This is a genomic window from Phycisphaeraceae bacterium, assembly GCA_019636555.1.
Classification (GTDB): domain Bacteria; phylum Planctomycetota; class Phycisphaerae; order Phycisphaerales; family UBA1924; genus JAFEBO01.
Genome location: JAHBXH010000001.1, coordinates 875876 through 901599 on the forward strand (window position 1 = coordinate 875876; position 25724 = coordinate 901599).

Annotated in this window: 26 protein-coding genes; 20 read left to right on the forward strand and 6 right to left on the reverse strand. The window is 61.7% G+C overall.

Going from position 1 to position 25724, the window contains the following annotated elements:
- The first annotated feature begins 86 nt into the window (after positions 1-86).
- Together rpiA and KF691_03630 are read left to right on the forward strand one after the other, a co-directional pair.
- Positions 87-761, forward strand: a complete 675-nt coding sequence (gene rpiA, locus KF691_03625) for a ribose-5-phosphate isomerase RpiA (GenBank protein ID MBX3388527.1) — start codon at positions 87-89, stop codon at positions 759-761.
- An 84-nt stretch (positions 762-845) separates the two neighbouring features.
- Positions 846-2228: a serine hydrolase gene (locus KF691_03630; GenBank protein ID MBX3388528.1), complete on the forward strand. Its 1383-nt coding sequence runs from the start codon at positions 846-848 to the stop codon at positions 2226-2228.
- 12 nt (positions 2229-2240) lie between these two features.
- On the opposite strand, the gene KF691_03635 is transcribed toward KF691_03630, so the two are convergent.
- Positions 2241-2621 (reverse strand): hypothetical protein, encoded by a 381-nt coding sequence (locus KF691_03635; protein ID MBX3388529.1) that lies wholly within the window; start codon positions 2619-2621, stop codon positions 2241-2243.
- A 204-nt stretch (positions 2622-2825) separates the two neighbouring features.
- Here KF691_03635 and KF691_03640 point away from each other — a divergent pair, with 204 nt between their 5' ends.
- The 15 genes from KF691_03640 to KF691_03710 all read left to right on the forward strand — a co-directional run bounded on the left by KF691_03640 (position 2826) and on the right by KF691_03710 (position 14775).
- Positions 2826-3425 carry a hypothetical protein gene (locus KF691_03640; GenBank protein MBX3388530.1) on the forward strand — a complete coding sequence of 200 codons (600 nt, stop codon included), beginning with the start codon at positions 2826-2828 and terminating at the stop codon, positions 3423-3425.
- A 41-nt stretch (positions 3426-3466) separates the two neighbouring features.
- Positions 3467-5002: an aldehyde dehydrogenase family protein gene (locus tag KF691_03645; protein ID MBX3388531.1), complete on the forward strand. Its 1536-nt coding sequence runs from the start codon at positions 3467-3469 to the stop codon at positions 5000-5002.
- A gap of 167 nt (positions 5003-5169) precedes the next feature.
- Positions 5170-6180 (forward strand): fatty acid desaturase, encoded by a 1011-nt coding sequence (locus tag KF691_03650; protein ID MBX3388532.1) that lies wholly within the window; start codon positions 5170-5172, stop codon positions 6178-6180.
- Positions 6181-6245: 65 nt separating this feature from the next.
- On the forward strand, positions 6246-6710 hold the full coding sequence (locus KF691_03655) for a hypothetical protein (GenBank protein ID MBX3388533.1): 465 nt from the start codon (positions 6246-6248) through the stop codon (positions 6708-6710).
- Positions 6707-7189 (forward strand): GNAT family N-acetyltransferase, encoded by a 483-nt coding sequence (locus KF691_03660; GenBank protein ID MBX3388534.1) that lies wholly within the window; start codon positions 6707-6709, stop codon positions 7187-7189. Before KF691_03655 ends, KF691_03660 begins: the two co-directional genes overlap by 4 nt.
- A gap of 159 nt (positions 7190-7348) precedes the next feature.
- Positions 7349-7975, forward strand: coding sequence for a TetR/AcrR family transcriptional regulator (locus KF691_03665; protein ID MBX3388535.1), 627 nt, complete (start codon positions 7349-7351; stop codon positions 7973-7975).
- A 13-nt stretch (positions 7976-7988) separates the two neighbouring features.
- Positions 7989-8414: a DUF1761 domain-containing protein gene (locus KF691_03670; GenBank protein ID MBX3388536.1), complete on the forward strand. Its 426-nt coding sequence runs from the start codon at positions 7989-7991 to the stop codon at positions 8412-8414.
- 19 nt (positions 8415-8433) lie between these two features.
- A complete protein-coding gene (locus KF691_03675; protein MBX3388537.1) occupies positions 8434-9450 on the forward strand; it encodes an SRPBCC domain-containing protein in 1017 nt (338 codons plus the stop codon).
- A gap of 45 nt (positions 9451-9495) precedes the next feature.
- Positions 9496-10416: a sugar kinase gene (locus tag KF691_03680; GenBank protein ID MBX3388538.1), complete on the forward strand. Its 921-nt coding sequence runs from the start codon at positions 9496-9498 to the stop codon at positions 10414-10416.
- Between the two features lie 225 nt (positions 10417-10641).
- Positions 10642-10863, forward strand: coding sequence for a type II toxin-antitoxin system HicB family antitoxin (locus KF691_03685; GenBank protein ID MBX3388539.1), 222 nt, complete (start codon positions 10642-10644; stop codon positions 10861-10863).
- A gap of 196 nt (positions 10864-11059) precedes the next feature.
- Entirely contained in the window at positions 11060-11551 is a 492-nt protein-coding gene (locus tag KF691_03690; protein ID MBX3388540.1) for a hypothetical protein, read from the forward strand.
- Complete coding sequence (locus KF691_03695; protein MBX3388541.1) at positions 11548-11775, forward strand: type II toxin-antitoxin system HicA family toxin; 228 nt, start codon at positions 11548-11550, stop codon at positions 11773-11775. The genes KF691_03690 and KF691_03695 overlap by 4 nt, the downstream gene beginning before the upstream one ends.
- 24 nt (positions 11776-11799) lie before the next feature.
- The gene (locus tag KF691_03700) at positions 11800-12567 is read left to right on the forward strand and encodes a type 1 glutamine amidotransferase (GenBank protein ID MBX3388542.1); all 768 of its coding nucleotides are present in this window, start codon (positions 11800-11802) and stop codon (positions 12565-12567) included.
- 170 nt (positions 12568-12737) lie between these two features.
- Complete coding sequence (locus KF691_03705) at positions 12738-13787, forward strand: hypothetical protein (GenBank protein ID MBX3388543.1); 1050 nt, start codon at positions 12738-12740, stop codon at positions 13785-13787.
- Between the two features lie 70 nt (positions 13788-13857).
- Complete coding sequence (locus KF691_03710; GenBank protein MBX3388544.1) at positions 13858-14775, forward strand: GGDEF domain-containing protein; 918 nt, start codon at positions 13858-13860, stop codon at positions 14773-14775.
- A 26-nt stretch (positions 14776-14801) separates the two neighbouring features.
- Here KF691_03710 and KF691_03715 read toward each other — a convergent pair whose 3' ends face one another.
- The 5 genes from KF691_03715 to recR form a co-directional block, all read right to left on the reverse strand.
- Positions 14802-16049 (reverse strand): thioredoxin family protein, encoded by a 1248-nt coding sequence (locus KF691_03715; GenBank protein MBX3388545.1) that lies wholly within the window; start codon positions 16047-16049, stop codon positions 14802-14804.
- A 32-nt stretch (positions 16050-16081) separates the two neighbouring features.
- Entirely contained in the window at positions 16082-17320 is a 1239-nt protein-coding gene (locus KF691_03720; GenBank protein MBX3388546.1) for a thioredoxin family protein, read from the reverse strand.
- A gap of 27 nt (positions 17321-17347) precedes the next feature.
- Positions 17348-18571 (reverse strand): thioredoxin family protein, encoded by a 1224-nt coding sequence (locus KF691_03725; GenBank protein ID MBX3388547.1) that lies wholly within the window; start codon positions 18569-18571, stop codon positions 17348-17350.
- 189 nt (positions 18572-18760) lie between these two features.
- The gene (gene rpoN / locus KF691_03730) at positions 18761-20386 is read right to left on the reverse strand and encodes an RNA polymerase factor sigma-54 (protein ID MBX3388548.1); all 1626 of its coding nucleotides are present in this window, start codon (positions 20384-20386) and stop codon (positions 18761-18763) included.
- 56 nt (positions 20387-20442) lie between these two features.
- On the reverse strand, positions 20443-21132 hold the full coding sequence (gene recR / locus KF691_03735) for a recombination mediator RecR (protein ID MBX3388549.1): 690 nt from the start codon (positions 21130-21132) through the stop codon (positions 20443-20445).
- A gap of 41 nt (positions 21133-21173) precedes the next feature.
- On the opposite strand from recR, the gene KF691_03740 reads away from it, so the two are divergent.
- The 3 genes from KF691_03740 to KF691_03750 all read left to right on the forward strand — a co-directional run bounded on the left by KF691_03740 (position 21174) and on the right by KF691_03750 (position 25691).
- Entirely contained in the window at positions 21174-21809 is a 636-nt protein-coding gene (locus KF691_03740; GenBank protein MBX3388550.1) for a tyrosine-protein phosphatase, read from the forward strand.
- 568 nt (positions 21810-22377) lie between these two features.
- The gene (pilM, locus tag KF691_03745; protein MBX3388551.1) at positions 22378-24330 is read left to right on the forward strand and encodes a type IV pilus assembly protein PilM; all 1953 of its coding nucleotides are present in this window, start codon (positions 22378-22380) and stop codon (positions 24328-24330) included.
- Positions 24327-25691 (forward strand): hypothetical protein, encoded by a 1365-nt coding sequence (locus tag KF691_03750; protein MBX3388552.1) that lies wholly within the window; start codon positions 24327-24329, stop codon positions 25689-25691. Before pilM ends, KF691_03750 begins: the two co-directional genes overlap by 4 nt.
- Positions 25692-25724 lie beyond the last annotated feature (33 nt).

A 25724-nucleotide genomic window follows, 5' to 3' on the forward strand; every position in this document is an offset into this window, starting at 1 on the left:
TCGTGCGCTGAGTATCGCCTACAGTCATCGCGATGTGTTTCACGGCTCAGTCAGCAGATGTGGATACGGGCACGGAGGTGCTCCCAGTGGATGCACTCGCACGCGCGGCAGTGGCCGAGATTCAATCCGGGATGATCATCGGCTTGGGGACGGGCATGACCGCGGCAAGAGGCATCCTCGCTCTCGCCGAGCGCGTCAGAGCCGAAAAGCTCTCGATCCAATGCGTGCCGACCAGCCACGCATCCGAAACCGTCGCGCGCAACTACCAGTTGCCCATCATCGATTTCGCGATGGTCGAAAAAGTGGACTTCATTTTCGACGGCGCGGATGAAGTCGATCCTCAGCTCCGCATGCTCAAGGGCAAGGGCGGCGCGATCGTTCGCGAGCGGATCGTGGCGCACGCTTCGACTCGCTCCATCTATATGGTCGGCCAGAACAAACTCGTCGATCGCCTCGGTCAGACCTGCACGCTTCCCATCGCCGTGATGGCGTTCGGGCTCGCTTCGGTTCGCACCCGCTTGCGCGATCTTGGCTTGAACGGTGTCATCCGTCGCACGCTCGATGGCCAGTTCTTCCTGACCGACAACGGGCATCTCTTGATCGACGTCTCGATCGAACACCACGACCTCGATGAGCTCGCGGCGGAACTCGATCAGATCGCCGGTGTGGCGGACCACGGCCTTTTCCTGACCGAGTGCCAGGAATTGCTCGTCGAAACGCCCAATGGCATCGAGAAGATGACCCGCAAGGTCACCGCCTGATCCACGCTCCATCCGGTGTTATTCTGAGGGCGCGTTCGCGGCCGGCCGTTGGCTCGGCGCATATTCCGTACCCGGAGGGCACACATGAATCGACTTCTCGTGATTCTGCTCGGCGTTTCGGTGAGCCTGGGGTCCCTGCCATCGGTCGCGCGCCAGCCGGCCGCGCCGGGGTCGGCTTCGGCAGAGGTTGCCGTTCCCGATTCCCCCGCCGGTGAGCAGCTCAAGTGGCTGGTCAATTTTTTGAACGGCAAGGGCGAGTTCGGAGAGCCGACCGATCGCTTCAACGAGGCATTCCTGAAGCAAGTTCCGGCCGAGCGAATCAAGCCGCTCCTCGAATCCGCGAAGTCAACCGTCTTCAAGGACGGCGCCAAGCTCACACAGATCAAGCCGGACGCCACGGAATCCCACCTCGTCGCGGTGCTACAGGGTGGCGACGCACTGCTCGAGGTGTCGGTCGATACGGACGCGTCAGGGAAGATGCAGGGCCTGCTGCTCAAGCCCGCGGCACCCGCCAAGGCCGCGTTCTCATCCTGGAAGCAGTTCGACGAGAAGTTCGGGTCGCTGCCGGGGAGCACGAACTTTGCCGCGTACGCCGTGACCCCCTCATCGGACGGAACATTCGCCTTGCGACCGGTGTACACGATTCATCCCGAGCTGTGCCTCGCGACCGGATCAACGTTCAAGCTCTACGTGCTGGGAACGCTCGGCGAGCAGATTCTCGCCGGTAAGGGCAAGTGGGACGAAGAGATCAAGATCTCGGATGACCTCAAGAGTCTGCCGGGCGGAGTGATGCAGAACGAGCCGGCGGGCAAGGCGATTCCGCTCAGCGAATTCGCAGCGAAGATGATCTCGATCAGCGACAACACGGCGACCGATCATCTCATCCATCGGGCGGGGCGCGAAGCTGTCGAGGAATACGCCGCCGGTTTGAATTCGTGTGCGGCGCGGACCACGCCTTTTCTGACGACGATGGAAATGTTCCGGATCAAGCTCTCGCCGGACAAGGGGCTCGCCACGCGTTACGCGAGCGCGGACGAAGCGGGGAGGCGGGCGCTTCTCGCGCCGGGCGGCGAGGTGAGCAAGTCGGAGCCCGATCTGAAATTTGCAGAAAAGTGGACAGTCCCGATCGAAATCGAAGAGATCGAGTGGTTTTCCTCCGCGACCGACCTCTGCAACGCCATGCTGAAGCTGCACGAGCTTGAAGAGAGGCCGGGGATGGACGAGCTCAAGCGTGTGCTGCGGATCAATGGCGGCATTCCCTTCGACAAGAAGGTTTGGCCGAGCGTCGCGTACAAGGGCGGTTCCGAGCCCGGCGTGATCAATCTCACCTGGCTGCTCGAGCGAAACGACGGCGCGATGTTCGCCGTCTCCATGGGCTGGAACAATCCAAAGGCCGCGGTGGACATCAACACCATGGTCGGTATCGCCCGCGGCGTGGCGGATCTGCTCGCGAAGGAACCCAAGTAGAAACGGCGGGCGCTACTTCGCCCGTTCAAAGAACACCCGCACCGATTCGGTGCCGACTTCGAAGACGAGCGTTCCCGATCGCGCCCGGTCGTAGACATTCCCGACGTGCGCCTTCATGTTGCGCTTGGCGCCGTCCGGAAAGATCACGTCGACCGTCGCGGTTTCTGAAATCGGCTTGTCGAAATACGAGAACTCGCGCCGCGCGTTCGTCAGCACGACGCCCGTGTTGAGATTCGCCTCGTCGAAGCGCACGATGCAATTGGTCATCATGAGGCCCGTCTTGTTGACGACGCCGACGCCGATGCTCGGGCCGCGATCGCAGCCGGTGAGGGCTGCCGACACGACTCCTGCGCCGATGAGCGTCGCGAGATGGATGGCGCGTGTGCGGCTCATACTTGGCCCCGTCTCTCAGCAAAAAGGGCTGTTTCGAACATCGGCGCTCGTTGAAGGTCGCTTCTTCAGAATCTATGGAGATGGCAGAATCGAACCAAACTCGGCCGGAATGCGGCCGGATAACGCGCGATCGTGTTTGGAGGTTGTCTGTACAATTTCGGGTAGACAGCAAGGAAAGCGGGGTCTTTTCGAGGAATACGTCGCGTGAAACTCCTGCACAAATGGGTTGCGGCAGCGATTCTGATTGCGATCGGTCTCGGGCTTGGGCTATTGACGCTCCGCGCGATCGCGATGTTCACGCTGAGCATGACGGAGCGGCCTCGCATCCGTGATCCGCTTCATTTTGTGAAGGAGGGCCCGGAGTACCTCGTCTCGTTCTTGGAGGCCAAGCACGGGGAGGAAGATCGCCTGCTCGCGACGTGTTCCGCTTCGATCGAAATGTCTCTCTATTCGGCTGACCAGTCGCGGCGCGTAATAGTCTCGTGGCTCCACGATGGCACAGGATCCGATGCTCGAATGTCAGGCGACAACTGCGCGGGATACGGCTTGCAACGGCTGCTTCGACTGAACCCCGCCGTCGGCAACCAGATTCTGGCGTCGCTGGACATAAGACAGCTTTCGCAGGTCGAACGAGGCCGCCTCGCCCGATGGCTCTTGATTGCCACCTCGAAATCCAAGGGCGAAAACGATCTCTGGTCCCCAGCGTGCGAGTTGCTGAGCGTTCCCCCTGGCGAGCAAGACGAGATGCTGACTATGGCGATTTCCGACACCATCGCGCACATCGTCAACCGTCCGAGCCGTTGAAGGCGGCGCGACAAATCGCAGCGCTTTCATACACTGACACCATGCTTCGAAACGCACTCGATGCCCTTGGCCTGACTTCACATCCTCGCATTATTCTCGACTTGTCCGGCGATCGGTCTGTCGATGGGCTGATCGAGGTCGTCAATAGCCCGACAACCGCGGTGCCGATCGCCGCGATCAAACTCGACGACGAGCGCTCCTACGACGCCGCGATTGCTCGGAGTGTGGCCGCATTCAATAAATGGCGCGAAGTCCCGGCCCCGGTCCGCGGCCAGGTCGTGCGCGCCGTCGGCGATGAGTTCCGCAAACACAAAGAGGCGCTCGGCGCGATCATCACCGCCGAGGTGGGCAAGATCATTTCGGAATCCGAAGGCGAGGTGCAGGAAACCATCGATATCGCCGACTTTGCCGTCGGCCTCTCGCGCCAGTTGTACGGCCTCACCATGCCCAGCGAGCGACCCGGCCACGCGATGCGCGAGCAGTGGCTCCCGCTCGGCCCGATCGGCGTCATCTCCGCGTTCAATTTTCCGAACGCGGTCTGGGCGTGGAACGCGATGGTCGCCGCGGTCTGCGGCGACAGCGTCATCTGGAAACCAAGCCTGCTCGCGCCGCTCACCGCGATCGCGACCAACACGATCGCGCAGCGCGTCGCGTCGGCGCTCGGTCACGAAGACCTGTTCACGCTCGTCATCGGGCGCGACGATGTCGTGGGTGAGCGGCTGATCGCCGACAAGCGTCTGCCCCTGATCAGCGCGACCGGTTCCTGCCGCATGGGAAGGCGCGTGGGCGAGGTCGTCGCAAAGCGGCTCGGCCGTTCGCTGCTCGAACTCGGTGGGAACAACGCCGCGATCGTCCACGAGGATGCGGATCTCGATCTGGCCGCGCGCGCGATCCTGTTCGCCGCGGTCGGCACCTGCGGCCAGCGCTGCACCACGACGCGCCGGCTCATCGTGCACGAAAAAGTTGCGGATGCTCTCCTCGCCAAACTGACCAAGGCGTATTCGTCGGTCCGCATCGGAGATCCTTCGAACGAAGGAACACTCGTCGGCCCGCTGGTGAACGCCCGCGCGGTCGAAGGCTTCGTTGCCGCGATTGCCGCGGCAAAGCAGCAGGGGGGAACGGTCCTGGTTGGCGGAGACAAACATTCCGCGCCCGGCCTCACAGGCCACTTCGTTCAGCCGACGATCGTCCGCGCCCCGACGAACAACAAACTGCCGATCGCCAGCGAGGAAACGTTCGCTCCGATCCTCTATGTCTTTACGTATCGCGACCCGGAAGACGCGATCGCACTCCAGAACTCCGTCGCGCAGGGGCTCTCGTCCGCAATTTTCACGTTGAACGCCGGGCTCGCCGAGCGCTTCCTTTCTCCCGCGGGCACCGGATCGGACTGCGGGCTCGCGTACGTCAACATGGGAACCAGCGGCGCCGAAATCGGCGGCGCGTTTGGGGGCGAAAAGGAAACGGGGGGCGGGCGCGAGTCGGGATCTGACTCCTGGAAGGCCTACATGCGGCGCCAGACTTGCTCGATCAACTTCTCCGGAAAGCTCGAACTGGCGCAGGGCATCCGATTCGAGTGAAGTCGGAAACAAACCCGATGGAGAAAGCGGCCGGAATTGTTTCCCAAAGATCGTTGGTACAGGCTAACCTTCCGGTCCGACCGCGCCCCACCCCACCCCACCCCACCCCACCCCACCCCCTTCCCTCCGCGCGGTCATCGTTCCTCCCCGATACCAGTGAACAACTCATGACGACCACCGCAACCCGGCCCGTCTCGCCCTTCGTCCAACCTCCGGCCCCCGCGCTCGATATTCCGATGGACCCGGAAACGGGTGCGCCCGCGACCGTCGAGCGGCGGCTTTCGGTTCCCGAGGGTGTGAAGCCGTACGTCCTTCGCTGGCACGTCATCATCGCCATCGGCGCGATCCACCTCGCCGCCATTCCCGCGTTCTTCCCGATGTTCTTCTCGTGGAGCGGCGTGGCGCTCATGATCTTCGGGATCTATTTCTTCGGGATGATCGGGATCAACATCTGCTACCACCGCCTGCTCACGCACAAAGGCTTTGTCGTCCCCAAGTGGTTCGAGCGCGCCCTCGCGCTGCTCGCCATCTGCAACCTTGAAGGCACACCCGCATCGTGGGTCGCGGCACACCGGCGCCACCACCAGCACTCCGATCACGAGCCCGATCCGCACTCTCCCCTTGTCAACTTCCTGTGGGGCCACATCCTGTGGCTCTTTGTCACCAATCCGCACGTTGACAGCAAAGAAAGCATCCGCAAGTACTGCGTCGATCTCTTCCGCGACCCCGTCTACAAGTCGATGGAGGAGAACCCGCTCTGGCTTCTCATCTATCCGATCCACGCGGTCATCATCATGGCGCTCGGCTTCGGTGTCGGATACGCCACGACCGGCACGACCTCCGGCGGCTGGGCGCTCGCCCTCAGTTGGCTCTTCTGGGGCGTCTTTGTGCGCACCGTCGCGGTCTGGCACATCACGTGGAGCGTGAATTCGTTCACGCACACTTTCGGCTATCGCAACTACGAAACCGATGAGGACAGCCGGAACAACTGGCTTGTCGCGATTCTCTCCGGCGGCGAAGGCTGGCACAACAACCACCACGCCGATCAGCGTGCCGCGGCACACGGCCACAAGTGGTGGGAGTTTGATCTCACCTACTGGACGATTCGCGCGTTCCGCGCCGTCGGCCTCGCGAAGGAAGTTGTTCAGCCCAAGGAATGGGGCGAACGCAAGATCTGAGTGACTGTGCGCTTCACGCGCGACCTGATTCAAATCCCGGTGCGGCCGCGCTCGTAAACTCAGGCGTGACGCTGAACTCCGCCAGCTTTCATCCAAGACCCGTCGCGGCACTCCCGGTCGTCCGGAGCGATGGTTGGGCGATCAAGCCGTACCGCATTCTCGGGCGGGAATCGAATCGCGATGAGCCGCTGTCGGCAGAATCGACCGAGGCGGTCTTTCGGACGTTGCCGCGTGCGCGCGAAGGTCCCGAGCGCCCGCCCGTAGGCTTTGTCATCGAGCATCTGGCGACGCCGCTCGACTACCTCGTAATCTGCTGGTGGGAGAACAAGAACGAACTCGCGACGCGAATCCTGACGCGCTCGGAAGGAGCGGACTGGGGCGAGCCTCCCGGCAACGAGTCGTTCTGCGTCTGGGACTTCGACATCATGTGGTTCGAGCGCAACGCGTTCATCCGCACGATGCTGAGCTTTGCGCCCGCGGATGTTCAGGCGTACATCGCGGCGCGGTTCGAGAAGGCGAGCGTCGGATGACTGCCGCGGCAGTGGTGCGCGACGCGACCGATGCGGACGTACCCGCCATTCTGCCGATGGTGCGTGCAATCTGTGCGATGCACGAATCGCTCGATCCCGCGCGCTACGCGATGCGTCCGAACGTCGCGATGATGTATGAGAGCTGGCTTCCCGAGCGAATCGCCGATCCGGAGAGCGCGCTGCTCGTGGTCGAACAGGATTCGAAGATCGCGGGATTTCTCGTCGCGACCACCGAGCGCAGCATCCCGATCTACCGTCTTGCTCGTTTCGGATTCATCCACGATGTCTGGGTCGAGCCGCACGCGCGCGGGAAAGGCCTCGGAAAACTGCTGGCGCTACGGGCAATCGAAAAGTTTCGCCGGATCGGCGTTGAACAAATACGCCTCGAAACCGCGGCACAGAACCCGGCCGCGCGCAAACTCTTCGAATCCTGCGGCTTTTGCGTCGCGACGATCGACATGCTGCTCGAACTGCGCTGATCGGTTCGAGGTACTTCGACAGTCTTCGGGTTCACGCCCCACATGGCGCATTCGCCACCCGGTCCATAACTGAAAGTACTTTCGGTTTCAGAGAAAATCCGCTTGACAGGACCGCTGCAGCATGATTGAATGAACGCTCAACAATTGAGCGATCATTCAATGAGTCCTCCTTTGTCCTCTCAGCCCGACACGCGCACACGCATCCTCGATGCCGCGGCCCGACTCTTCCACGAGCAGGGGTTCAACGCCACCGGAGTTTCCACGATCCTGCGCGAGGCGGGCGTCAACCCGGGAAGTCTCTACAACCTTTTTCCGAGCAAGGATGCGCTGCTTGCCGCGGTGCTTGAGCGATACACGGAACTGCTGCATCCGATCGTGATGGCGCCGGTCGAGAAGAAGACCAGCGATCCGATCGAGCGCGTGTTCGCTCTTTTGCAGCAGTATCGGGATTGGTTTTCGCCGCTGGAGTTCCGGCTCGGCTGTCCGATCGGGAATCTTGCGCTCGAGGTCGCGGATTCGCACCCCGAAATCCGGCCGCTGATCCAACGCAATTTCGATGGATGGTCCGCGTGCGTCGAAAAGTGGCTGAGAGATGCGGGCGATCGGCTGCCGCGCGATCTCGATCGCACGCACCTCGCCGCAACGGTGCTCACTGTGATGGAAGGCGGATTGATGCAAGCGCGCTCGTCGCGCTCCGCCGCGGCATACGACGCATCGGTCGGACAACTCCGTCGATATTTCGAACTTCTGCTCGAGCGGGCGTCCGCCGAGCGATCCTCCAGGTAACCGGGAGACACGCATGTTCGCAAAGCTCAACGAGATCAACTGGTTGGCGGTCGTCGTCGCGGGAGTCGCGATGTTCCTGATCGGCGGAATCTGGTACGGCGCGGTTTTTGCGAAGCTGTGGCAGCGCCTGCACGGGTATACCGACGAGCAGGTCAAGGTGATGCAGAAGGCACGCCCACCTCAAGTCTTCTTCAGCGTCATGATCATCGCGTACCTCATCGGCGCGCTCGCCATGGCGCTCATCGTCGTGAACATCGGTCTGCGCGGCGCATTCGACGGCGCCGTGCTCGGCGCATTTCTCTGGCTCTTCGCCACCACGGCCATCGGACTCACCGATCACATCACCCGTACCCGCCCCTTCGCGGCGTACATCCTTGACAGCGTGTACCAGCTCGTCGCGTTCATGGCCGCCGGCGCGATCCTTGGCGCATGGCGTTGATCTCACTGGAGTTGCACCCATGAAGTTCGCATCTTGCTTGCTTGTTGTTGCCGCGGTTTCGTCGATGGCGCTCGCGGCTCTCGGCGAAGATCGGATTCTCCGCCACTCCGGCGTGATCCATGCGCCCGCATCTGAGATCTGGAAGGCTTTCCAGACGGGCGAGGGAATCCAGAAGATGTGGGGCGTCGCGAAGGCGGACGTCGATTTTCGTCCTGGCGGCGCGATCCGAACAACGTACGACGCGACGGGAACACTCGGCGATGACGGCACGATCGTGAATCAGATCGTGACGTTCGAGCCCGAGCGCATGCTTGTCTTGAAGTCGGTCGCGCCGAAGAGCGCGCCGGATTACATACATGCAATCTGCGAAACCGGATGGAGCGTGCTGCGCCTCGAGCCGCTCACGCCGACATCGACGAGGATCACGATCACCGGGATGGGCTATCGCGAGGGCGAGTTGTACGACAAGGCGTACGAGTTCTTTAAGAAGGGCAACGCGTGGTCGCTCGAGAAGATGCAGGAAGCATTCGAACCGGCGGATCGCGAGGCGAAGGCAAACGCGATCAAGAAGCGGTTCGAGTCGATGGTCGGCGACTGGGAGTTTTCGCAAACGACGAGCGACGGGGGCACCTTCCGCGGCAAGACGCACGTCACGCCGCTCTTCGACGGGCGCGTGTACTTCGCGACCGGTTTTCTCGGCAATGAGAAAACAATGGCGCAGCACAGCCACTTCACCGCCGCGGTCGATCCGCGCAGCGGCGAATGGACCGTCTGGAATTTTGATCAGGATGGGACGTTCACGCTCGCGCCGGTGCGTCTCGAAGGCAACACGATGACCCTTGATTGGAACAGCTACGCGCTCTCTGAGAACAGCACGATGGTGCCGTACCAGGTGAAGTACACCTTTCTCGATGATGGAACGTACGACGTGCAGGTGTTGGCGACGCCGAACCCGGACGGAACGCGCAACACGATCGCCAAAGTGCACTACGTTCGTCCGGAAAACACGGGCACTCCGCTGCCCGCCAAGAAGTGACGACCGCACGATTCGCGATTTCCGGTCTTCCTACTCTTCCGCCCTATGTCACTTCTTGTCACCGGAACCATCGGCATTGACGACGTTGTTACTCCGACGGGGCACGCCAATCAGGTGCTCGGCGGATCGTGCATGTATTTCTCCGCCGCGGCGAGTTTCTATTCGCCGCTGCGCATCGTCGCGGTGGTCGGTGAGGATTTTCCGCCGCAGTTCCGCGAGAGTTTCAAGCAGTTTCCGGGCGTGGATCTCGAGGGGCTGGAGACCCGAAAAGGCGGCAAGACATTCCGCTGGGGCTGCAAGTATCACAGCAACATGAACAGCCGTGACACGCTCTTCACCGAGCTTGGTGTCGTGGGCGAAGCGCCGGCGAAGGTGCCGCAGTCGTACGCGGATTCGAAGTATCTGTTCCTGGCCAATTCGCCGCCCGCGGTGCAGGCGGGGTTTTTGGAGCAGTGCCCCAAGCGCGTGCTGACCGTTGCGGACACGATGGACCTTTGGATCCAAGTTGCCAAGAGCGATCTGCTCGCGCTCCTGAAGCGCGTCGATGGGCTCGTGCTGAACTACGACGAGGCGGAACTGCTGACCGGAAAATTGAACAGCGTGAGCGCCGGTCGCCACATCCTCGACCTGGGCCCCCGCTTTGTCATCATCAAGAAAGGCGAGCACGGCTGCCTGCTCATCCATCGCGACGGCATCTGCTCGCTGCCCGCGTACCCGACCGAGCGCGTCATCGACCCAACCGGCTGCGGCGATACATTCGCCGGCGGGCTGATGGGGTTCCTGTCGTCGGACAAATCGTCGCAGCACGACCCCGGAAGCTTCGCGTCGATCCGTCGCTCGCTGGTGCACGGCACCGTCGTCGCGAGCTTCACCATCGAGGCGTTCAGCCTCGATCGGCTCAAGGAAATCAAGCGGGCCGACCTCGACAAGCGCTTCGAGGAATACGCGAGCATGGTGCGGGTCTAGCAGGCTGTTGAAATTCTGATTGTGCCTACTGCGCCGACGCATTGCAGACAACTTTCTGGCCCTCAGACCCGGGTCGCGAGGGTAGATGGCGGTTCGAAATTGCGACTGGTTGGAGTTTTTCAACAGCCTGCTAGGCGTCCCGGCCGCGAATCTGTATCAGAACCGCGCCGTGTGATGCATCAAAATTCCCTTGATTTGCCGCCGGAAATATCTGATAATGAAGGCGTGAGGCAAGTTGTGATCTACAAGGGAGAGGACGGAAACTGGGTTGCGGAAGTACCCTCGCTTCCCGGGTGTGTTTCGCAGGGCAGCTCCACTCAACAAGCCCTTGCGAATGTGGCCGAAGCAATCAGTCTTTGGGTGGAAACAGTTCGCGAAATGGGCTGGAATATTCCCGTTGACTCGATGTCCGCGCGAATCGAGACGATTCCAGACCCTGCCGCATAGAAATCTTTGGACACCCTGGGTGTCTAACATTGAACATACTGTGGTGTCATTGATGATGCTCCGCACCTATTCTAAAGTGGACACCATCTAGAGATGTCGCGCGTAGAGACGTTGCGCCGTAAGACGTAACCGGGTAATACGGGATGACGGAGAGGTGCTTTCTGGATTGCGAGCGTAACAGCGCCAAGATTCTGGTATGACTGCAATGAAAAAGCCCACAGTTCGCTTGGCGACCAAGGCAGGCAGCGATCTCGATCAGCAGGCAGGAACTGTTCGTTGGCCGAAGAGCTGCGAGAGCGACGGAAACTTCATTAAGTTCCCGAAGATATTGGCGAAGCGATTCTTCGATCTCAAGATTGAGCCACACCACCTGCTCTTGATTCTGATGTTGAAGGTGGATGAATATCGAGACAGAAAGGTTCGCTATTACTGGGAAGAGCTTGCACAGTGGTGTGGCCGCGATCGAAACACCGTGCGACGCTGGGCGTATGAACTCAAGAAGAAGGGGCTGCTTTCAATCCGGACCAACAGGAAGCTCAGCCAAGGAGAGAATCCGAGGCCCGGTCACAGAAACGAGCGAAATGAGTTCGAACTCACGGGGCTCTCAGTACGACTGGGACGTGTGCAAGCAGCTGCTGACGCCGAAAAAAACGCTCGGCAGAAGAAGAGCAAGGCGGCAGAAGAATGAGCGGGCTTCCGGTCATGAGTGGCTTGGAAGTGATCGGCGCGCTCGCACGCTTCGGCTTCCAACATCGTCGTACGAAGGGTTCTCATGCAATTCTGGTACGGGAATCGCCACGTCTGGCTGTCACAGTACCACTACATCGAGAACTGGATCGGGGGACGCTGCGCGCGATTATTCGGCAATCTGGACTGTCAGTAGAAACGTTTGTTGCAAGCCTGAATCGATAGCGCTGCTTCCTATAGTCGGCTCCCATGGCAATCATCGTCTTTCAACACGGAGCGCTCGTCGGTCCCGGTCGGCTCGGTCTGACGCTTCGGGATCACGGCTTCAAACTCTCGATCCGGCGTCTTGATCTCGCGGCGGATCATCCGATCAACATTCTCGCGCTCGAAGATTTCGGTGACGGGCAACTCATCCCCACCGATTTCGACAATGTGCAGGGCGTGATCGCCTTAGGCGGCCCGCAGAACGTCGGCGAGGATCATCCGTGGATGCCCGGCGAGATGTCGTTTCTCAAACAGGCGCACGAGCGCCAGCTCCCGGTCATCGGCATCTGCCTCGGCGCGCAGATGATCGCGCAGACCCTCGGCGGCCAGGTCGGCAAGATGGACACGCCCGAGATCGGGATGAAGACAATGTCGCTCAACCCGGTCGGCCAGACCGAGCCGCTTCTCGCCGGAATCGCGTGGGATGCGGGGGCGTATGAAACGCACGGCTACGAGATCAAGCAACTGCCGCCGGGTGCGACGCTGCTCGGTTCGACCAAAGAGTGCAAGAACCAGATCTTCAAGGCGGGGGTTCGCACGTACGGCTTCCAGCATCACCCGGAGTTCGATCGCGCGATGATCGAGGCGCTGCTGCCGCACGACAAAGATTTCTGCTCACGCGCCGGAATCTCGGAAGGCGATCTCCGCGCCCAGCTCGACAAGCATTACGCCGATTTCGCGCGCTATTCCGACCGGCTCTGCGTCAATATCGCGAGTTTCCTGTTTCCGCTCGAGCGGAAGCTGACGGCGTGAAGGACATTTACCACAGAGGCACAGAGACACAGAGAAGAAATGAAACGTGAGCAGGTGAAGAGGTGACCAGGTGGGGAGGTGGAGAGATGGAGGGGGTGATGGGACGGCGTTCTTGCTTTTTCCCCCAATTCCCTCTCTCTGTGCCTCTGCAGCTCCTTTGGTGAATTCCGATGCCCTCGTTCTCGATCAAGCCACCCTCCGATTACTCCCTCCTTCGCGACGCGTGCTCGTACGGCTACTTCCTTCTCGCGCCCAATCGCTGGAATGTCGATGAGCAGGCACTTTCGCGCGGCCTCAACATCGGAAAAGAGGTCGTCGGCGTCGTCATCACGCAGCCCGGGGGAAAGGGCAAGCCGCTGAAGGTTCGCGTCGATCGGGCGCTCGCGCTCGCCCAGCGCAAGCAGGCAGAGGCGCTGATCCGGCGCATGCTCCGGCTCGATGAGGACGAGGCGCACGTCCGCGCGTTCCACAAGGTCGATCCGCGTTGGAAGCGTTCAGGCCGTGCGCGACTCTTCCGCTCGCCGACGCTCTTTGAAGATGTGCTGAAAACCGTCACGAGTTGCAACGTGACCTGGCCGGGCACTGTTCAGATGAACCGGCGGTTGTGCGAAGTGGTGGGGAAGCGCACGCCGTCGGGTCTGCTCACGTTCCCGACAGCTTCGGCGCTTGCACGTGCGCGACCGCAGACACTGCGCTCCCAGTGCCGCGTCGGCTATCGCGATCTCCGCATTATCGAACTCGCGCGGCTCTTCGCCACGCACGCTCCCGAAGTACGCATCATCGAGGACCCTTCCACGCCGGACGACGTGCTGCACGAAACGCTGCTCGAGCTTCCCGGCGTCGGTCCGTATGCCGCGGCAAACATCATGCAGCTGCTCGGGCGCTACTCGCGCCTTCCGCTCGATACCGAGAGCGTCCGCCACGGTCGCTCGGTGCTCGGCTACACCGGCAATTCGAAGCAGGTGATGAAGCGCGTGCACGAGCACTTCGCGCCGTTCGAATCGCACGCCTTCCGGAGCTACTGGTTCGAGATGTGGGTGCACTACGAAAAGCTGCAGGGGCCGGCGCACACCTGGGAGCGGGACACGACGGGCACGATGTTCACGGCGGCGCAACTCAAAAAGCTGGCCGAAGCGAATGGTCTACCGAACCCAAAGCGAAGTGCGGCGAGCTCTTCCCCCGCCCGCAAGGCCCGCCGCTCCGCCCCGGCCCGAAAATAACACGCTTTTGACCCGTCCATCCGCCAAGCCCGGATAAACGACGCCCCGTTCGGCGTCGATATCCGATGCGGTGTTCCGTCTCTGGTCACAGCTCGACGCCGAAGATACGGCGCGGTGGCTCGAACGTCGCAGCAAACTCGACGTGCTGTCTCTCGCGCTCATCGCGCTCATCCCGATCGTCGCGGTCGATCTCAAGCTCGGTCCGCATATCTCGCTCAGTGCACTCACGCTCGCGCCGGTGTTCCTCGTCGGCTGCTTCGGCGGTCGCCTCGTCTCGTACACCTATTCCGTGATCGCGGCGTTCTGCGCGTTCGTCGATTCCTACCGCGTTCTTCCAACTGACGCGAGCCTCGGTCTCATTACCTGGTCGTTCGCTTCGCGCGCCATCACCTACATCTTCATGGCCGAGATCTCGTCGCGATTCCGCGATCTCATCCATCAATACGCGGCGCACGCGCGCACCGACGGACTCACCGGCCTTTCGAATTTCCGCGACCTGTGCATCCAGGCCGAGCGGCTGATTCTCGCGGCGCGGCGGGAAAAGACGCCGATTTCCGCGGCGTACGTCGATTGCGACAATTTCAAGCAGGTCAATGATCGTTTCGGCCACGCCGAGGGCGACGCCGTCCTCCGCGCCGTTGCGGAAGTCTTCCGCACCTGCACGCGCCCGGCCGATGTCGTCGCGCGCGTCGGTGGCGATGAATTCGTGCTGCTCATGCCCGCGACCGACTGCGAAGGGGGCAAGCTGGCCGTCACGCGCATTCACGCCGAACTCACGCGTGCTATGGACGCCTTGAAGCGTGATGTTACCTTCAGCATCGGCGCCGCGACGTTCGATGCGCCGCCCGCCAATGTCGATGAGTTGCTCGCCAGCATTGACGATTGCCAGTACCGGGCGAAAAAGGGGGGCAAGGATCGCTTCGTGTACCACACGCAAGACGCGAAGAAGACCAGCGAACCCGCTCCGGGCGGCAAGATGGTGGCTTAGAAAGTGCTTTGCGGCGGCCTCGTTCGTCACTTGCCTGAGAGCGCGGCTTCGAGCTGCTCGCGAAGCGCCATTGTGTCCGCTCCGCTCTTGTCCGCATCATCCAGCAGCGCCCGCATGTCCGGACGTGCCTGCCCTTTGCTCATTGCATATCCAACAGCGCCGGTGATCAACCGCGGCGGATCGTGCAAGCTCCGCGCGTCTTTCAGAATCTCTCCGGCGGTTTCGTCCCTTCCCGCGGTCAGGTACCCTGCATAGAGAACGGCGACGCGCTCGCGAAACATCGTCCACGTCTGTTCGAGAATCGATTGCTTCGTCGCTTCGTCAAGCGAATCCGGCAACTGCGGCGCCATTTTCGCCATGTCGGCGCTCATCGCGTAGTCGGCGCGAATCGTCTGCAACGGGCTTGGGTACAGCAGCGGAATATCCGCGAGCCGATCGCGCGTGACCAGAAGATCAAAGATCCGGAACGCGGACCGTTCGAACTGTGCCGGTGCTTCCGGTGTGTTCTTCACTGCATCGAACCACGCGAGGGTCCGATCCTCATCGCCGACGATTTCGTTCAGCACAATCCAGTCATCGCGCCCGCTGGTGCTCGCGTTGCCGGCCTTGAGCGCCTCATCCGCTTGATCCCGCAGCTTTGTAAACGCCGCCTTCGCCGGCGCGTGTCGTGCCGCCAGGTTCGCCATGTCGCTCGCCATGTACGAACCGCGCACGCCGGCCATGCTGGGTTCGTATTCCAGCATGTGCTCCCACAGCCACACGTATTCCTCGGTCGCCTCGTCGGGTTTTCCCGATGTTGCAAGCTCGCGAACCGTCTGGTATCGCGCCCCCATGTCACGCGAGTCCTTGTCCACCCTCGGTCCGCCGATCAGTTTCCCTGCCGCGGCATCATCCATCCACTTCAGCGTCCCGGCCGCATCCATGTACCCGGTCTTGCGCGCGATCTCGTTTCCGCCCTTGAGCATCACCATGGTCGGCATCGCCGAGATCTGGTAGCGCCCCGCGATGTCGCGCTCCTTGTCGACATCGACCTGGATCGCCACGCCGTGGTCTTTCATCCACTCAACAACCTTGTCGTCACGCCAGGTCGTCTGGTCCATCGCCTTGCACGGCATGCACCACTCGGCAGTGAACTTGATGAGCACCAGCTTGTCCGTTCCTTCAACCTGTTTGGTCGCGGCGTCGAGCGTCAGATCGCTGAAAGCCGGGGGCAAATCCGCTCTTGCGGCGGTGACAGTCACGAGGAGAAGAAACGTTGCAAACAGCTTGTGCATGACGAACTCTAGAGCCGCGCGCGAGAGCGCAACTACGGCTTGCGCAGCGCTTCAACCTGCTTCTTCAGCCCGCCCACATCCTGTCCGGACTTCTGCGCTTCATCGAGCCACAGGTTCATGCCGGGGCCGAGCACTCCTGTTTCGACGCACTCCTGCACGAGCGCGACGCGCATGGTGGGGGTGTCGCGGAACTGGAGCATTGTTTCCGCGATCTCGTTGGCTTCCCTGATCTTCTTTGCCGCGACGTTTCCCGCGAAGATCTGCGCGCCGAGCGTTTCAAAGTCGGCCCACATCCTCGCCGCGGCGGACGGATCGGGTTTGCTTAGGCCGTCCGCCACGGGAACGATCTGCTGGTGCCGGCGCTTGAGAGCATCGGTGGCGCCGGGCAGCACTTCGGCGATCTCCGCGGCGCGCCGGTGCCGGTAGAGAAGCGGCGCGACTCCGGCAAAGCCGACGTCGATCCACGCGGCGCCGTTGCGTTCTCCCTTCATGTGTTCAAGCCACGCGAGGCTGCGGGCGTCATCGTCGAGGATGCTGTTCCACGCAAACCAGTCGTTCAGCGGCCCGTTTGAGGCGATGGACGGAGGCTCCACCGGCGCGTTTTCGATCTCATCGCGAATGGATGCGAACGCTTGCTTCGCGTCCGGCGCGCCCTTGAGAATCGCCTGCAACTGCGGGTGCACTTCGGCGACGAGCCCGATCTGCCGCAGCGGGTCGCTTGCGTTCTCTTTCGCGAACATCTCGCGCACGATCGAAAGCGCGTCGGTGAATTTGCCTTCCTCCACACTCTTGTCGAGGCTCGACATCAATCGAAGAACGGGCGTGTCGCTCGGATCGGCCTTGGCCTTGGCCGGCGCGGCGGTCACTGCTTTTCCTGTCGCCGCCGATTCCATCCATGAAATCGTCTGCGTCGGGTCCATGTACCCCAGCGTGCGGGCGATCTCTTTGCCGCTTCGGAGCATCACCATCGTCGGCATCGCCTCGATGTTGTACGCCATCGCGGTTTTCTGGTCTTTGTCCACATCAACCTGCAGTGCGACGCCGTGGCTCTTCACCCATTCAATGACCTTGTCGTCGCGCCAAGTCGTCCTGTCCATTACCTTGCACGGCGGGCACCACTCCGCCGTGAACTTGATTACGACGACCTTGTCGGTTCCCTGCACCTGCTTCTTCGCGGCATCGAGCGTGACGTCGCTGAAGGCGGGGGGCAGGTCGGCGCGGCAGATCGCCACAGCGAACAGTACCAACACGCACGCGACGATCCGATTCATTTGCAACTCCGGTGTTTCCTGTTCGCCTCACCGCGCCAACTGCCCCCGCAACTCCGAAACATCCTCGCCGCTCTTTGCCGCCTCGTCCAGCCAGACCCTTGCGCTCGGGCTGGAAAGCCCCGCATCCGCCAGCGCCTTCGCCAGAGCGACACGCATAGTCGGGGTGTCGCGAAGCTCTAATAGCACCACCGCCAGCTCGTCTGCCTTCGCGTTCTGCTTCGCGGCGATGTATCCCGCGTACACCTTCGCGCCCTGATTTTCAAAGATCTTCCATCGCGCTTCGGCCAGCGACCCCGAGCCCGTGCTTTCCTCTGAAACCGCCTTGTACCGCTCCATCGCCCAGGTCGATGGGTCCGGAACCGCCTCGGGCACATCTGAAAGTCGCTTGCTTCTGTCCAGCAACGGAAGAAGGGTCGCAAAAACCGGCTGGAACGTTGCCGCGGCCTCGTCCTGCTTTTTCACCCGATCGAACCACGACAGGCTCTTCGCATCTTCCGAAAGCAGCTCGTTGAGCACAAGCCAATCGCCGCGATCGGCCGGCGTCTCTTCCGGTCCCTTCGCGAGTCGAGTTTCGATCTCGTCGCGAATGCCTGTGACCGTTGATCTCGCCTCGGTCGAGGAATCGAGAAGCGCAGCGATCTGGCGATAGAGCGATGTCGCGACCCCGCCCCGCCGAAGCGCGTCGTTCGCGTTGTCGTTGCTCCAGATCTCCCGAAGGTCCTTCGCGGCCTCCGCGTATTTTCTATCTTCGATGTTCTGATTGAGCCGCTCGACGATCGGCTCAACCGTGCTCGCCTTGGTCGCCTCCGCGGGCTTCTTCACCGCCGGTTTCGGAGCGGGCGCCTTCGCCGTCGCCACTTTGCCCGTCGTTGATTCCAACCACGACAGCGTTTGCGCCGGCCGCATCGCTCCCACGAAGCGGGCGATCTCCTTGCCCTCGCGCAGTATCACCATCGTCGGCATCGCCTCGACGTTGTACGCCGAAGCGGTTTTCTTCTCACGATCCACGTCCACCTGGATCGCGACGGCGTGCTCTTTGACCCACGCGACGACTTTGTCGTCGCGCCACGTCGTCCTGTCCATCAGCTTGCACGGCGGGCACCACTCCGCCGTGAACTTAATGACCACGACCTTGTCCGTTCCCGCAACTTTCTTTTTCGCGGCATCGAGATTGATCGCGGTAAACGCCGGAGGCAGCGCCGCCGCTCGAAGGCAGACGACAACCGAGGCGAGCGCAAACACGAACGCCATTAAACGAATCCCGGTCAAGCGCATGCACACCTCCAATGCAGAAGTATACGAACCATGCACTTGAAACTCTGCGGCTTATTATTTGCGCTTGCGGTTCTGATCGGGTTGCACGCGGGAATTGGATCGCTCGGCATCATGGGATTTCTGCGCCAACCGTGGTGAACGCGGGAATCGGCGAACCGATCGGATTCAAAACTCCCGCCGCAATCGCGCCGCCGGGATGTTCAACTGATCCCGATACTTCGCGACAGTTCTCCGCGCGATCTCGATGCCGCGGCCTTTGAGTTCGTCCACCAGCGCGTCGTCCGACCACGGCTTTTTCTTGTCCTCGTGGTCGATGATGTCGCGGAGCGCGACCTTGATCGCGTCCCACGCCATGTCCTCGCCGCCCTCGGTCTGCACGCCGCCGGAGAAGAATTTTCGCAGAGGCACGACCCCCCGCGGCGTCTGGATGTGCTTTTCGCTCACGGCGCGGCTCACCGTCGCCACGTGAATCCCGAGTTGATCCGCCACCTGCGTCATCGGCAAGGGCTTGAGCGCCTGCGGCCCGAAATCGAAGTAATCCCGCTGGGCATCGACCACGGATTGAACAACCCGCAGCAGCGTGTGCTTGCGCTGATTCACCGCGTCGATCAGCCAAGATGCATTGGACAGGTTGGTGCGGATGAATTCCTTGCCGCGCTTGTCCATCTCCTTGCCCTTGCCGAGCAGCGCGTATTGCTGATTGATCCGAAGATCGGGGATGCGCGTCTCGTTCAGGTACGCGACGTACCGATCGTTCTCGGCGTCGTACTCGACGATCGCATCCGCCACGATCGGGCGCACATCATCCGTCACCAGCCGGCGGGCCGGCGCGAGGCTGAGCTTCTTCAGGAGTTCGAGTGCCGCGCGGATCTGTGTGAGCGACAGCTTCGTCTTCTCGCTCACCCGGGGCAGCCGGTTGTTCATGAGATCATCGAGGTGATTCTCGATGATCAGCCGCGCGTGAGAGATCACTTCGGGCTCGATCTTTTTCTCGTCTTCACCGTCTTCGAGCGCATCGATCTGGAGAAGCAAGCACTCGCGAGCGTCGCGTGCCGCGACCCCAGGCGGCTCGAGAAACAACTGCACGGCCTTCAGCGCGTTCTCGAGTTCGGCGACGGTGGGCTTTGGTTCGCCGGGCGCGCGATCGGAGATCACATCGAGCCCGGTCCGCAGGTATCCGTCCGCGTCGAGAAAAGAGATGATCAGTTCGCCGAGCGGCCGCAATTCCGGCTTGATCTCCGCAAGACCCCATTGCTCGAGCAACTGATCGCCGAGCGACACGGCGCGCGCGGGCGTTGCCGCCATCGCTTCCATCTTCGCATCGCGGTCGTCATCCGAGCGCTGTCGGGGCGAATAGTCGAAGTCTTCTTCGCGCGACGGTTGCGAGGCGCTCTCGGGCGCGCTCGGCACCTCGGCCTTCGGCGATTCGTCGAATTCGTTCTCCGCCGCTTCCGGGTTTGCTTCTTCGTAATTCTCGAGCCGCGCGAAATCGTCCACGTCGTCGCCGACATCGAGCTCGCGCTCATCTTCCGAGACCGCGCCGTCCGAGTCACTTTCGTCCGCGTCGTCGTCGGATGCGGTTACGACATCGACATCGTCGCCCGCGACCTCGGTTTCCGCTTCGCCCTCGCGCTCGGCGAGTTCCAGCGTCGGGTTGTTCTCCAGTTCCTGCTGGATGCGTTCCTGCAACTCGGCCAGCGGCATCTGCAGGATCTCCATCGATTGGATCATCCTGGGCGCCAGCTTCATGTGCTGGCCCATTTTCAGATGTTGCTGGGTTTCAAACCTCATCGAGCGCTCCCAGGCAGAGAACGAGCGACGTTCTCTCTTCGCCCGGCAGGCCGCGGCTAACTCCCGCTCAACCGCTGCCGGCTCTGTATGGCATCGGCCAAAACCGCCTTGTTGGCATACTCCAATTGGCTGCCACTCGGCAAACCCCGTGCCAATCGAGTGATACCTACACCCGCCGATTCTAGTTCACGCTGCAAGTAGAGCCCGGTTCCGTCGCCTTCAAGCGTTGGGTTGAGTCCGAGAATAATTTCAGTTATCGGAACATTACCGGCGTTGCGAGTCGGGTCTTTTACCCTTTGAACCAGATCCGCGATGGTCAAGTCACTGGCTTCCACGCCATCCAGCGGGCTGAGTCGGCCCATCAGAACGTGGTAGGTGCCACGGTACATACCCGTTTGCTCAAGAGCGATCAGGTCTTTGGGCTGCTCCACAACGAGCACCTGCGAACGGTCGCGCGAAGGGTTGTCGCAGATGGCGCAGATTTGCCCGTCGGCGAGGTTCCAACAGATGCGGCAGTGCTTGATCTTCTGTTTGACGTCCTGGATCGCGCGGGCCAGCCCGTTCGCCGTTGCTTCATCGTTCTTCAGCACATAGAACGCGAGGCGCTCCGCCGACTTTCGACCGATCCCGGGCAGCTTCGTAAATTCATCGATAAGTCGTTCCACCGCCGAGGGATAGGCTGGTCCGCGGCGCACCACGCCCGCACTGCCCGGTTCCTCGGAAGGTGGTGTCTGATGGCGGCCCATGCCTGATCCTAAGGCGTAGCATCGGGCCGTTGACGAGCCGCATGAGAAAACCCGCTGGTTTGGGATCGCTCCTGGGCGCTGCGATCGCTCTCGCGCTCGCCATCGGGCTGACCGTTTTCGCCTACAAGGCTGTGAAGCCCGATGTTTGGCCCAAGCGATTCGGGGAAGTCGTTCCCGGAAAGGTGTATCGCAGCGCGGAGCTTTCGCCTGCCGCGATGGAAGAAATAGCCAGGAAAACAGGCCTGAAAACCGTGATCGATCTGGGAGTTGCCCCCGACGGCGACCCGCGCGACCGCAGGCAGCAATTGACTGCTCAAGTGCTCGGGCTCAAGAGGTACAAGTTCAATTTGGTCGGAGATTCCACCGGGAATCCGAACGAGTATCTGGCGGCACTGCGATTGGCTCTGGATCCTGCCAACCAGCCGGTCCTGATTCACTGCGCGACCGGCGCCCAGCGGACGAGCTGCGCGATTGCGCTGTTCCGTATGGCCTCGCAGAGTTACACGATCGATCAGGCACTTGCGGAAGCGCAGGGATTTGATGCCAAGCCCAAGGTGGGCGAGGTCACCCGCTCGATCGCGCCGGAGGTGCTGCACGCTCTGCGCGACGGCGGCTCGATCCCGGGAGAACCCGCAGTGACGGTCGTGCCCGCGGCACCCGTTGCGAGCCGCCCGTAAGCGTTTTCCCCCAATCAAGAGTTCTGCGCAAAGACTGAAAAAGAGTCTTGAATCGCCCACGAGTTGTCGTGTACATTGCACCCGCCATCCGCCGGATTCCGAGCTTGGTCCGCTTGGAATCCTGACGCGGTACGCACCAGAAATCTCGACATTTTCGTGGGAACAGCGGCACGACTCGTCTGGGAGAGAGAGGAGAAGCGTCCGCTGTTTTCACTTTTGCGCTTCGGAGCCTTTCCAAGGCGCGAAACACCTCGATCATTTGGCTCGTAGTGTCCGAAGCGGGGTCGCTTTGTGTACCATCCGGACGCAAGCACCCCCGGCGTGGGTTCGTTCGGGAAGGGGTTCGTTCACTCTCCGGCTGTCGGAGCGTGGCGCCATCGGCTTTCCAATGGGGGAAGCGCCGCATGGTGTTCGCCGCAGAGCGGAGTGGGGATGGGTGGGGATGGGTGGGGATGGGTGGGGTGGGTGGGGTTGGAGTGGGGGGCGGAAGGTCTCGCGCCGCGAGTCTCCGTGTTGCATGTTCACGCTTGGCCGGCGCGATTGATCGCTCCGGCCCGGAAACCAAGGCATGGCAAGTTCGAACATCTGCTGGGGAATCGAGATCGGAGCCGCGGCAATCAAGGCCGTCAAGATCGAGAACGCGGGCGATCGCGTCAATGTGCTCGACATGGCGATCATCGATCACCCGCGCACGCTCTCGACTCCCGGTGTCGATCCGTCCGACGTTTTGCGCGTCTCGCTCGGAACGCTTGTCAGTCAGTACGACCTGAGCAAGACGCAGATCGCGGTCAGTGTTCCCGGTCACTCGAGCTTTGCGCGCTTCGCGAAGCTGCCGCCGGTCGAGCCGAAGAAGGTTCCCGACATCGTGAAGTTCGAAGCGATGCAGCAGATTCCGTTCCCGCTCGAGCAGGTTGAGTGGGACTATCAGACATTTATCAGCCCGGACAGCCCGGAGATCGAAGTCGGCATCTTCGCGATCACGCGCGAGCGGATCAGCGAGCGGCTCACGATGCTGCAGGATGTCGGGCTCACTCCGGGATATGTCACGCTCGGGCCGATCGCGGTTTTCAACGCGCTCGCGTACGACCTTGATTTCAACGACAAGACTCCGGGCACGATCGTTGTTGACATCGGCACGACGTCCACCGATCTTGTGATTTCCGAAGCGGGGCGTATGTGGGTGCGCACCTTCCCGCTCGGCGGACATCAGTTCACAGAAGCACTCGTGAGCGCGTTCCAGATCGGTTACCCAAAGGCCGAGAAACTCAAGCAGGAAGCCGAAGACTCTAAGCACGCTCGCCAGGTCTTCCAGGCGATGCGCCCGGTCTTCACCGACCTCGGTCAGGACATCCAGCGCAGCATCGGCTATTACCAGTCGCTGCACAAGGATGCGAACCTGCAGCGCGTGATCCTCATCGGCGCGACCGCGAATCTCCCCGGGCTCCGCAAATATCTCAAGCAGCAGCTCGGGATCGAGGTCTACCGCGTCGAAGAGTTCAAGAAGGCGAATCTTCTCCCGCTTGATGGGAACAAGGACGGCGGCGAGCGCGCCGCCAAGTTCAATTCGCGTGCGCTCGACATGACGACGGCGTACGGGCTCGCACTCCAGGGCGTCGGGGCAGGCACGATCAACGCCAACTTAATGCCGGTCTCGATCATCCGCGAGGCGATGTGGAAGGGCAAGGTCAAGTGGTTCGGTGCCGCGGCAGGTATCGCGGCCGTCGCCGGCGTGGCGATGTTTGTCCGCCCGTTCCTTGATTCGAATGCTGTTGCTGCTTCTGCCGCGGATCCGGAAGTGCCGAATATCCGAGCGACGATCAGTCAGGGTGAGCGGCTCAAGAAGGAAGCGGAAGAAGCCGGCGTTGTCGGTTCGGTGGCTGCTGACGAACGTGCCGCCAAGATGATCTCCATGCTCGACAACCGGACGTTCTACGCCAACCTCGTGAACGATGTCGGATTGATGATCGAGGATTCGTCCAGGCGCGCGAGCACGTGGGCGAAGGACGTCGGGTCCGCCGCGGTCGTTCCCGAAGGTTTCCAGGTGGACCGCATGACAACCGCGTACTTCCCGCCTTCCGGAGGAGAAGCGCCCGGAATGGTCCAGCCCACGGACAATTCGGGCCCGCTCGGACCGCCCGATCGCCCGCGCGTGCTCGTCACGCTCGTCGTGACAACGCATCAGCCCGAGCCGCAAAAGTTCATCCTCGCCACACTTGACAATTGGCTCCGCACGCACGGCACGCGTCCAGGGGTTCCGTACGAAATCATCGTGTCGCGCGCCCCATGGCGCCAGGAACTCGCTTCGGCGATCATTCCCGGTGCACCGAGCACGTCTCCGACTCCGCTCGCGCAGACGTCGAACGCCGGACCCGGACAAGAGGGCAAAGCGAGCCTCGAGACGCTCGCGCCGATCGCGGCAATGAAACCTCCGGCACAGGAAGGCGCTCCGCCTCCCACGACCTTCACCATCTCTTTCACAGCATCCAAGCTGCCCGCGCAGCAGCCGGAGGCCAAGCAATGAAAAATATCCTCCCGTGGCTCAAGAAGAATTGGATCGTTCCAACGCTTTGCATCTTCACGATCGCGGTCCTCGGCTGCACCTGGTGGTTCAGCTCCGCCTGGAACGAGAGCATCCGCGAAGAGCAGCAAAAGGCGGCCAACGACCTGCTCACCAAAGTCAACAACACGAAGGTGACGTACGCGTTGCCGCTCGTCGCCGGGCAGGACAAGGCGGTCGAGATTTCGGAGCCGCCGAATTCGTTCTACACGCAGAAATTCAGCGAGCGGAAGAAACAGCTGCTCGAACAGCGCGAGAGCATCGTCAAACTCGCCGAGGCCTTCAACAAGGGTGACAAGAAGGCGCTTATCGACGGTCTGTTCCCGTCGCCCGGTCCCGGTCAGGAACAATTCAAAGTCCTTGAGTTCGTCCAGAAGCTTGCCGGGAATCCCACGCAAGGGACTCAATCGGCGTACCAGGGTCTGCTCGACTCCGTGCGAGCGGGCGGCCCGGTCAATTCGTCGCAACTCGAAGCCCAGCTCAACGACGTTCTGCGGCGCGAAACCGAGAAAATCCGGGGGAATTCCGCCAATCGCGAACTCACACAGAGCGAGAAGGAGTCTTTGGCCAAGCTTCTCCTCGATGCGCGGAAGACCGAATACGTGCGGCGCGCGAACGAAATCTCCATCTACGCCGACATGAGCGTTTTCCCGTCTTCCGCCTCTTCCGGCCCCGGCAACTACGGAGCAGCGACGACCGGATCGAACCAGATTCTTCTCACCGCGCCGGCGACTCCGCCCGGCATCCGGCAGACATTCCTCTGGCAGGCCGATTTCTGGCTGCTCCAGGATGTTTTCGCGATCATCCGTAATGCCAACACAGCTTCCGACGGCCGATTGGCGAGCGAAAAAGACGCGGTCGTGAAGCGCATCGAGAAGATCGAGATTCTGCCCTGGCACGTTCAGACTGCCTCGGAGAGCACGGGCGCCTTTGGAAACCCCGGTGCACCTGCCGCGCCCGGCGAATTCAAGGACTCGATCAGCGGACACGCCGACGGCGCATCGACCGAATACGACGTGCGCCGAGCGCGCGTCACGCTCATCGTTTCGAGCGCTCGATTGCCCGAATTGTTCAACGCGATCGGCCGGACCAATTTCGCCTTTGTCGTCGGATTCGCGATGGACAAGGTGGACGGCTGGCAGGACCTCTCTCAGGGGTACTACTACGGCGATGAGAATGTCGTCCGTGTGCTTCTCGATCTCGAGTTCACATGGCTGCGATCGTGGACCGAACCGCTCTTCCCGCCTTCCGTGCGAACGGCGCTCGGGCTTCCCGACCTCGCGGCTCCAGGAAGCGAAGGGCACACGGAAGAGGGTCCCAAGTAATCAATCTCGCGGGCGCCGCCGCCGGCCGCCCGA

Coding starts and splice junctions, on each gene's coding strand:
- KF691_03630 (MBX3388528.1), top strand. CDS start 846: ATGAATCGACTTCTCGTGATTCTGCTCGGCGTTTCGGTGAGCCTGGGG.
- KF691_03635 (MBX3388529.1), bottom strand. CDS start 2,621: ATGAGCCGCACACGCGCCATCCATCTCGCGACGCTCATCGGCGCAGGA.
- KF691_03645 (MBX3388531.1), top strand. CDS start 3,467: ATGCTTCGAAACGCACTCGATGCCCTTGGCCTGACTTCACATCCTCGC.
- KF691_03650 (MBX3388532.1), top strand. CDS start 5,170: ATGACGACCACCGCAACCCGGCCCGTCTCGCCCTTCGTCCAACCTCCG.
- KF691_03660 (MBX3388534.1), top strand. CDS start 6,707: ATGACTGCCGCGGCAGTGGTGCGCGACGCGACCGATGCGGACGTACCC.
- KF691_03665 (MBX3388535.1), top strand. CDS start 7,349: ATGAGTCCTCCTTTGTCCTCTCAGCCCGACACGCGCACACGCATCCTC.
- KF691_03670 (MBX3388536.1), top strand. CDS start 7,989: ATGTTCGCAAAGCTCAACGAGATCAACTGGTTGGCGGTCGTCGTCGCG.
- KF691_03675 (MBX3388537.1), top strand. CDS start 8,434: ATGAAGTTCGCATCTTGCTTGCTTGTTGTTGCCGCGGTTTCGTCGATG.
- KF691_03680 (MBX3388538.1), top strand. CDS start 9,496: ATGTCACTTCTTGTCACCGGAACCATCGGCATTGACGACGTTGTTACT.
- KF691_03690 (MBX3388540.1), top strand. CDS start 11,060: ATGACTGCAATGAAAAAGCCCACAGTTCGCTTGGCGACCAAGGCAGGC.
- KF691_03695 (MBX3388541.1), top strand. CDS start 11,548: ATGAGCGGGCTTCCGGTCATGAGTGGCTTGGAAGTGATCGGCGCGCTC.
- KF691_03700 (MBX3388542.1), top strand. CDS start 11,800: ATGGCAATCATCGTCTTTCAACACGGAGCGCTCGTCGGTCCCGGTCGG.
- KF691_03705 (MBX3388543.1), top strand. CDS start 12,738: ATGCCCTCGTTCTCGATCAAGCCACCCTCCGATTACTCCCTCCTTCGC.
- KF691_03715 (MBX3388545.1), bottom strand. CDS start 16,049: ATGCACAAGCTGTTTGCAACGTTTCTTCTCCTCGTGACTGTCACCGCC.
- KF691_03720 (MBX3388546.1), bottom strand. CDS start 17,320: ATGAATCGGATCGTCGCGTGCGTGTTGGTACTGTTCGCTGTGGCGATC.
- KF691_03725 (MBX3388547.1), bottom strand. CDS start 18,571: ATGGCGTTCGTGTTTGCGCTCGCCTCGGTTGTCGTCTGCCTTCGAGCG.
- rpoN (MBX3388548.1), bottom strand. CDS start 20,386: ATGAGGTTTGAAACCCAGCAACATCTGAAAATGGGCCAGCACATGAAG.
- recR (MBX3388549.1), bottom strand. CDS start 21,132: ATGGGCCGCCATCAGACACCACCTTCCGAGGAACCGGGCAGTGCGGGC.
- KF691_03740 (MBX3388550.1), top strand. CDS start 21,174: ATGAGAAAACCCGCTGGTTTGGGATCGCTCCTGGGCGCTGCGATCGCT.
- pilM (MBX3388551.1), top strand. CDS start 22,378: ATGGCAAGTTCGAACATCTGCTGGGGAATCGAGATCGGAGCCGCGGCA.
- KF691_03750 (MBX3388552.1), top strand. CDS start 24,327: ATGAAAAATATCCTCCCGTGGCTCAAGAAGAATTGGATCGTTCCAACG.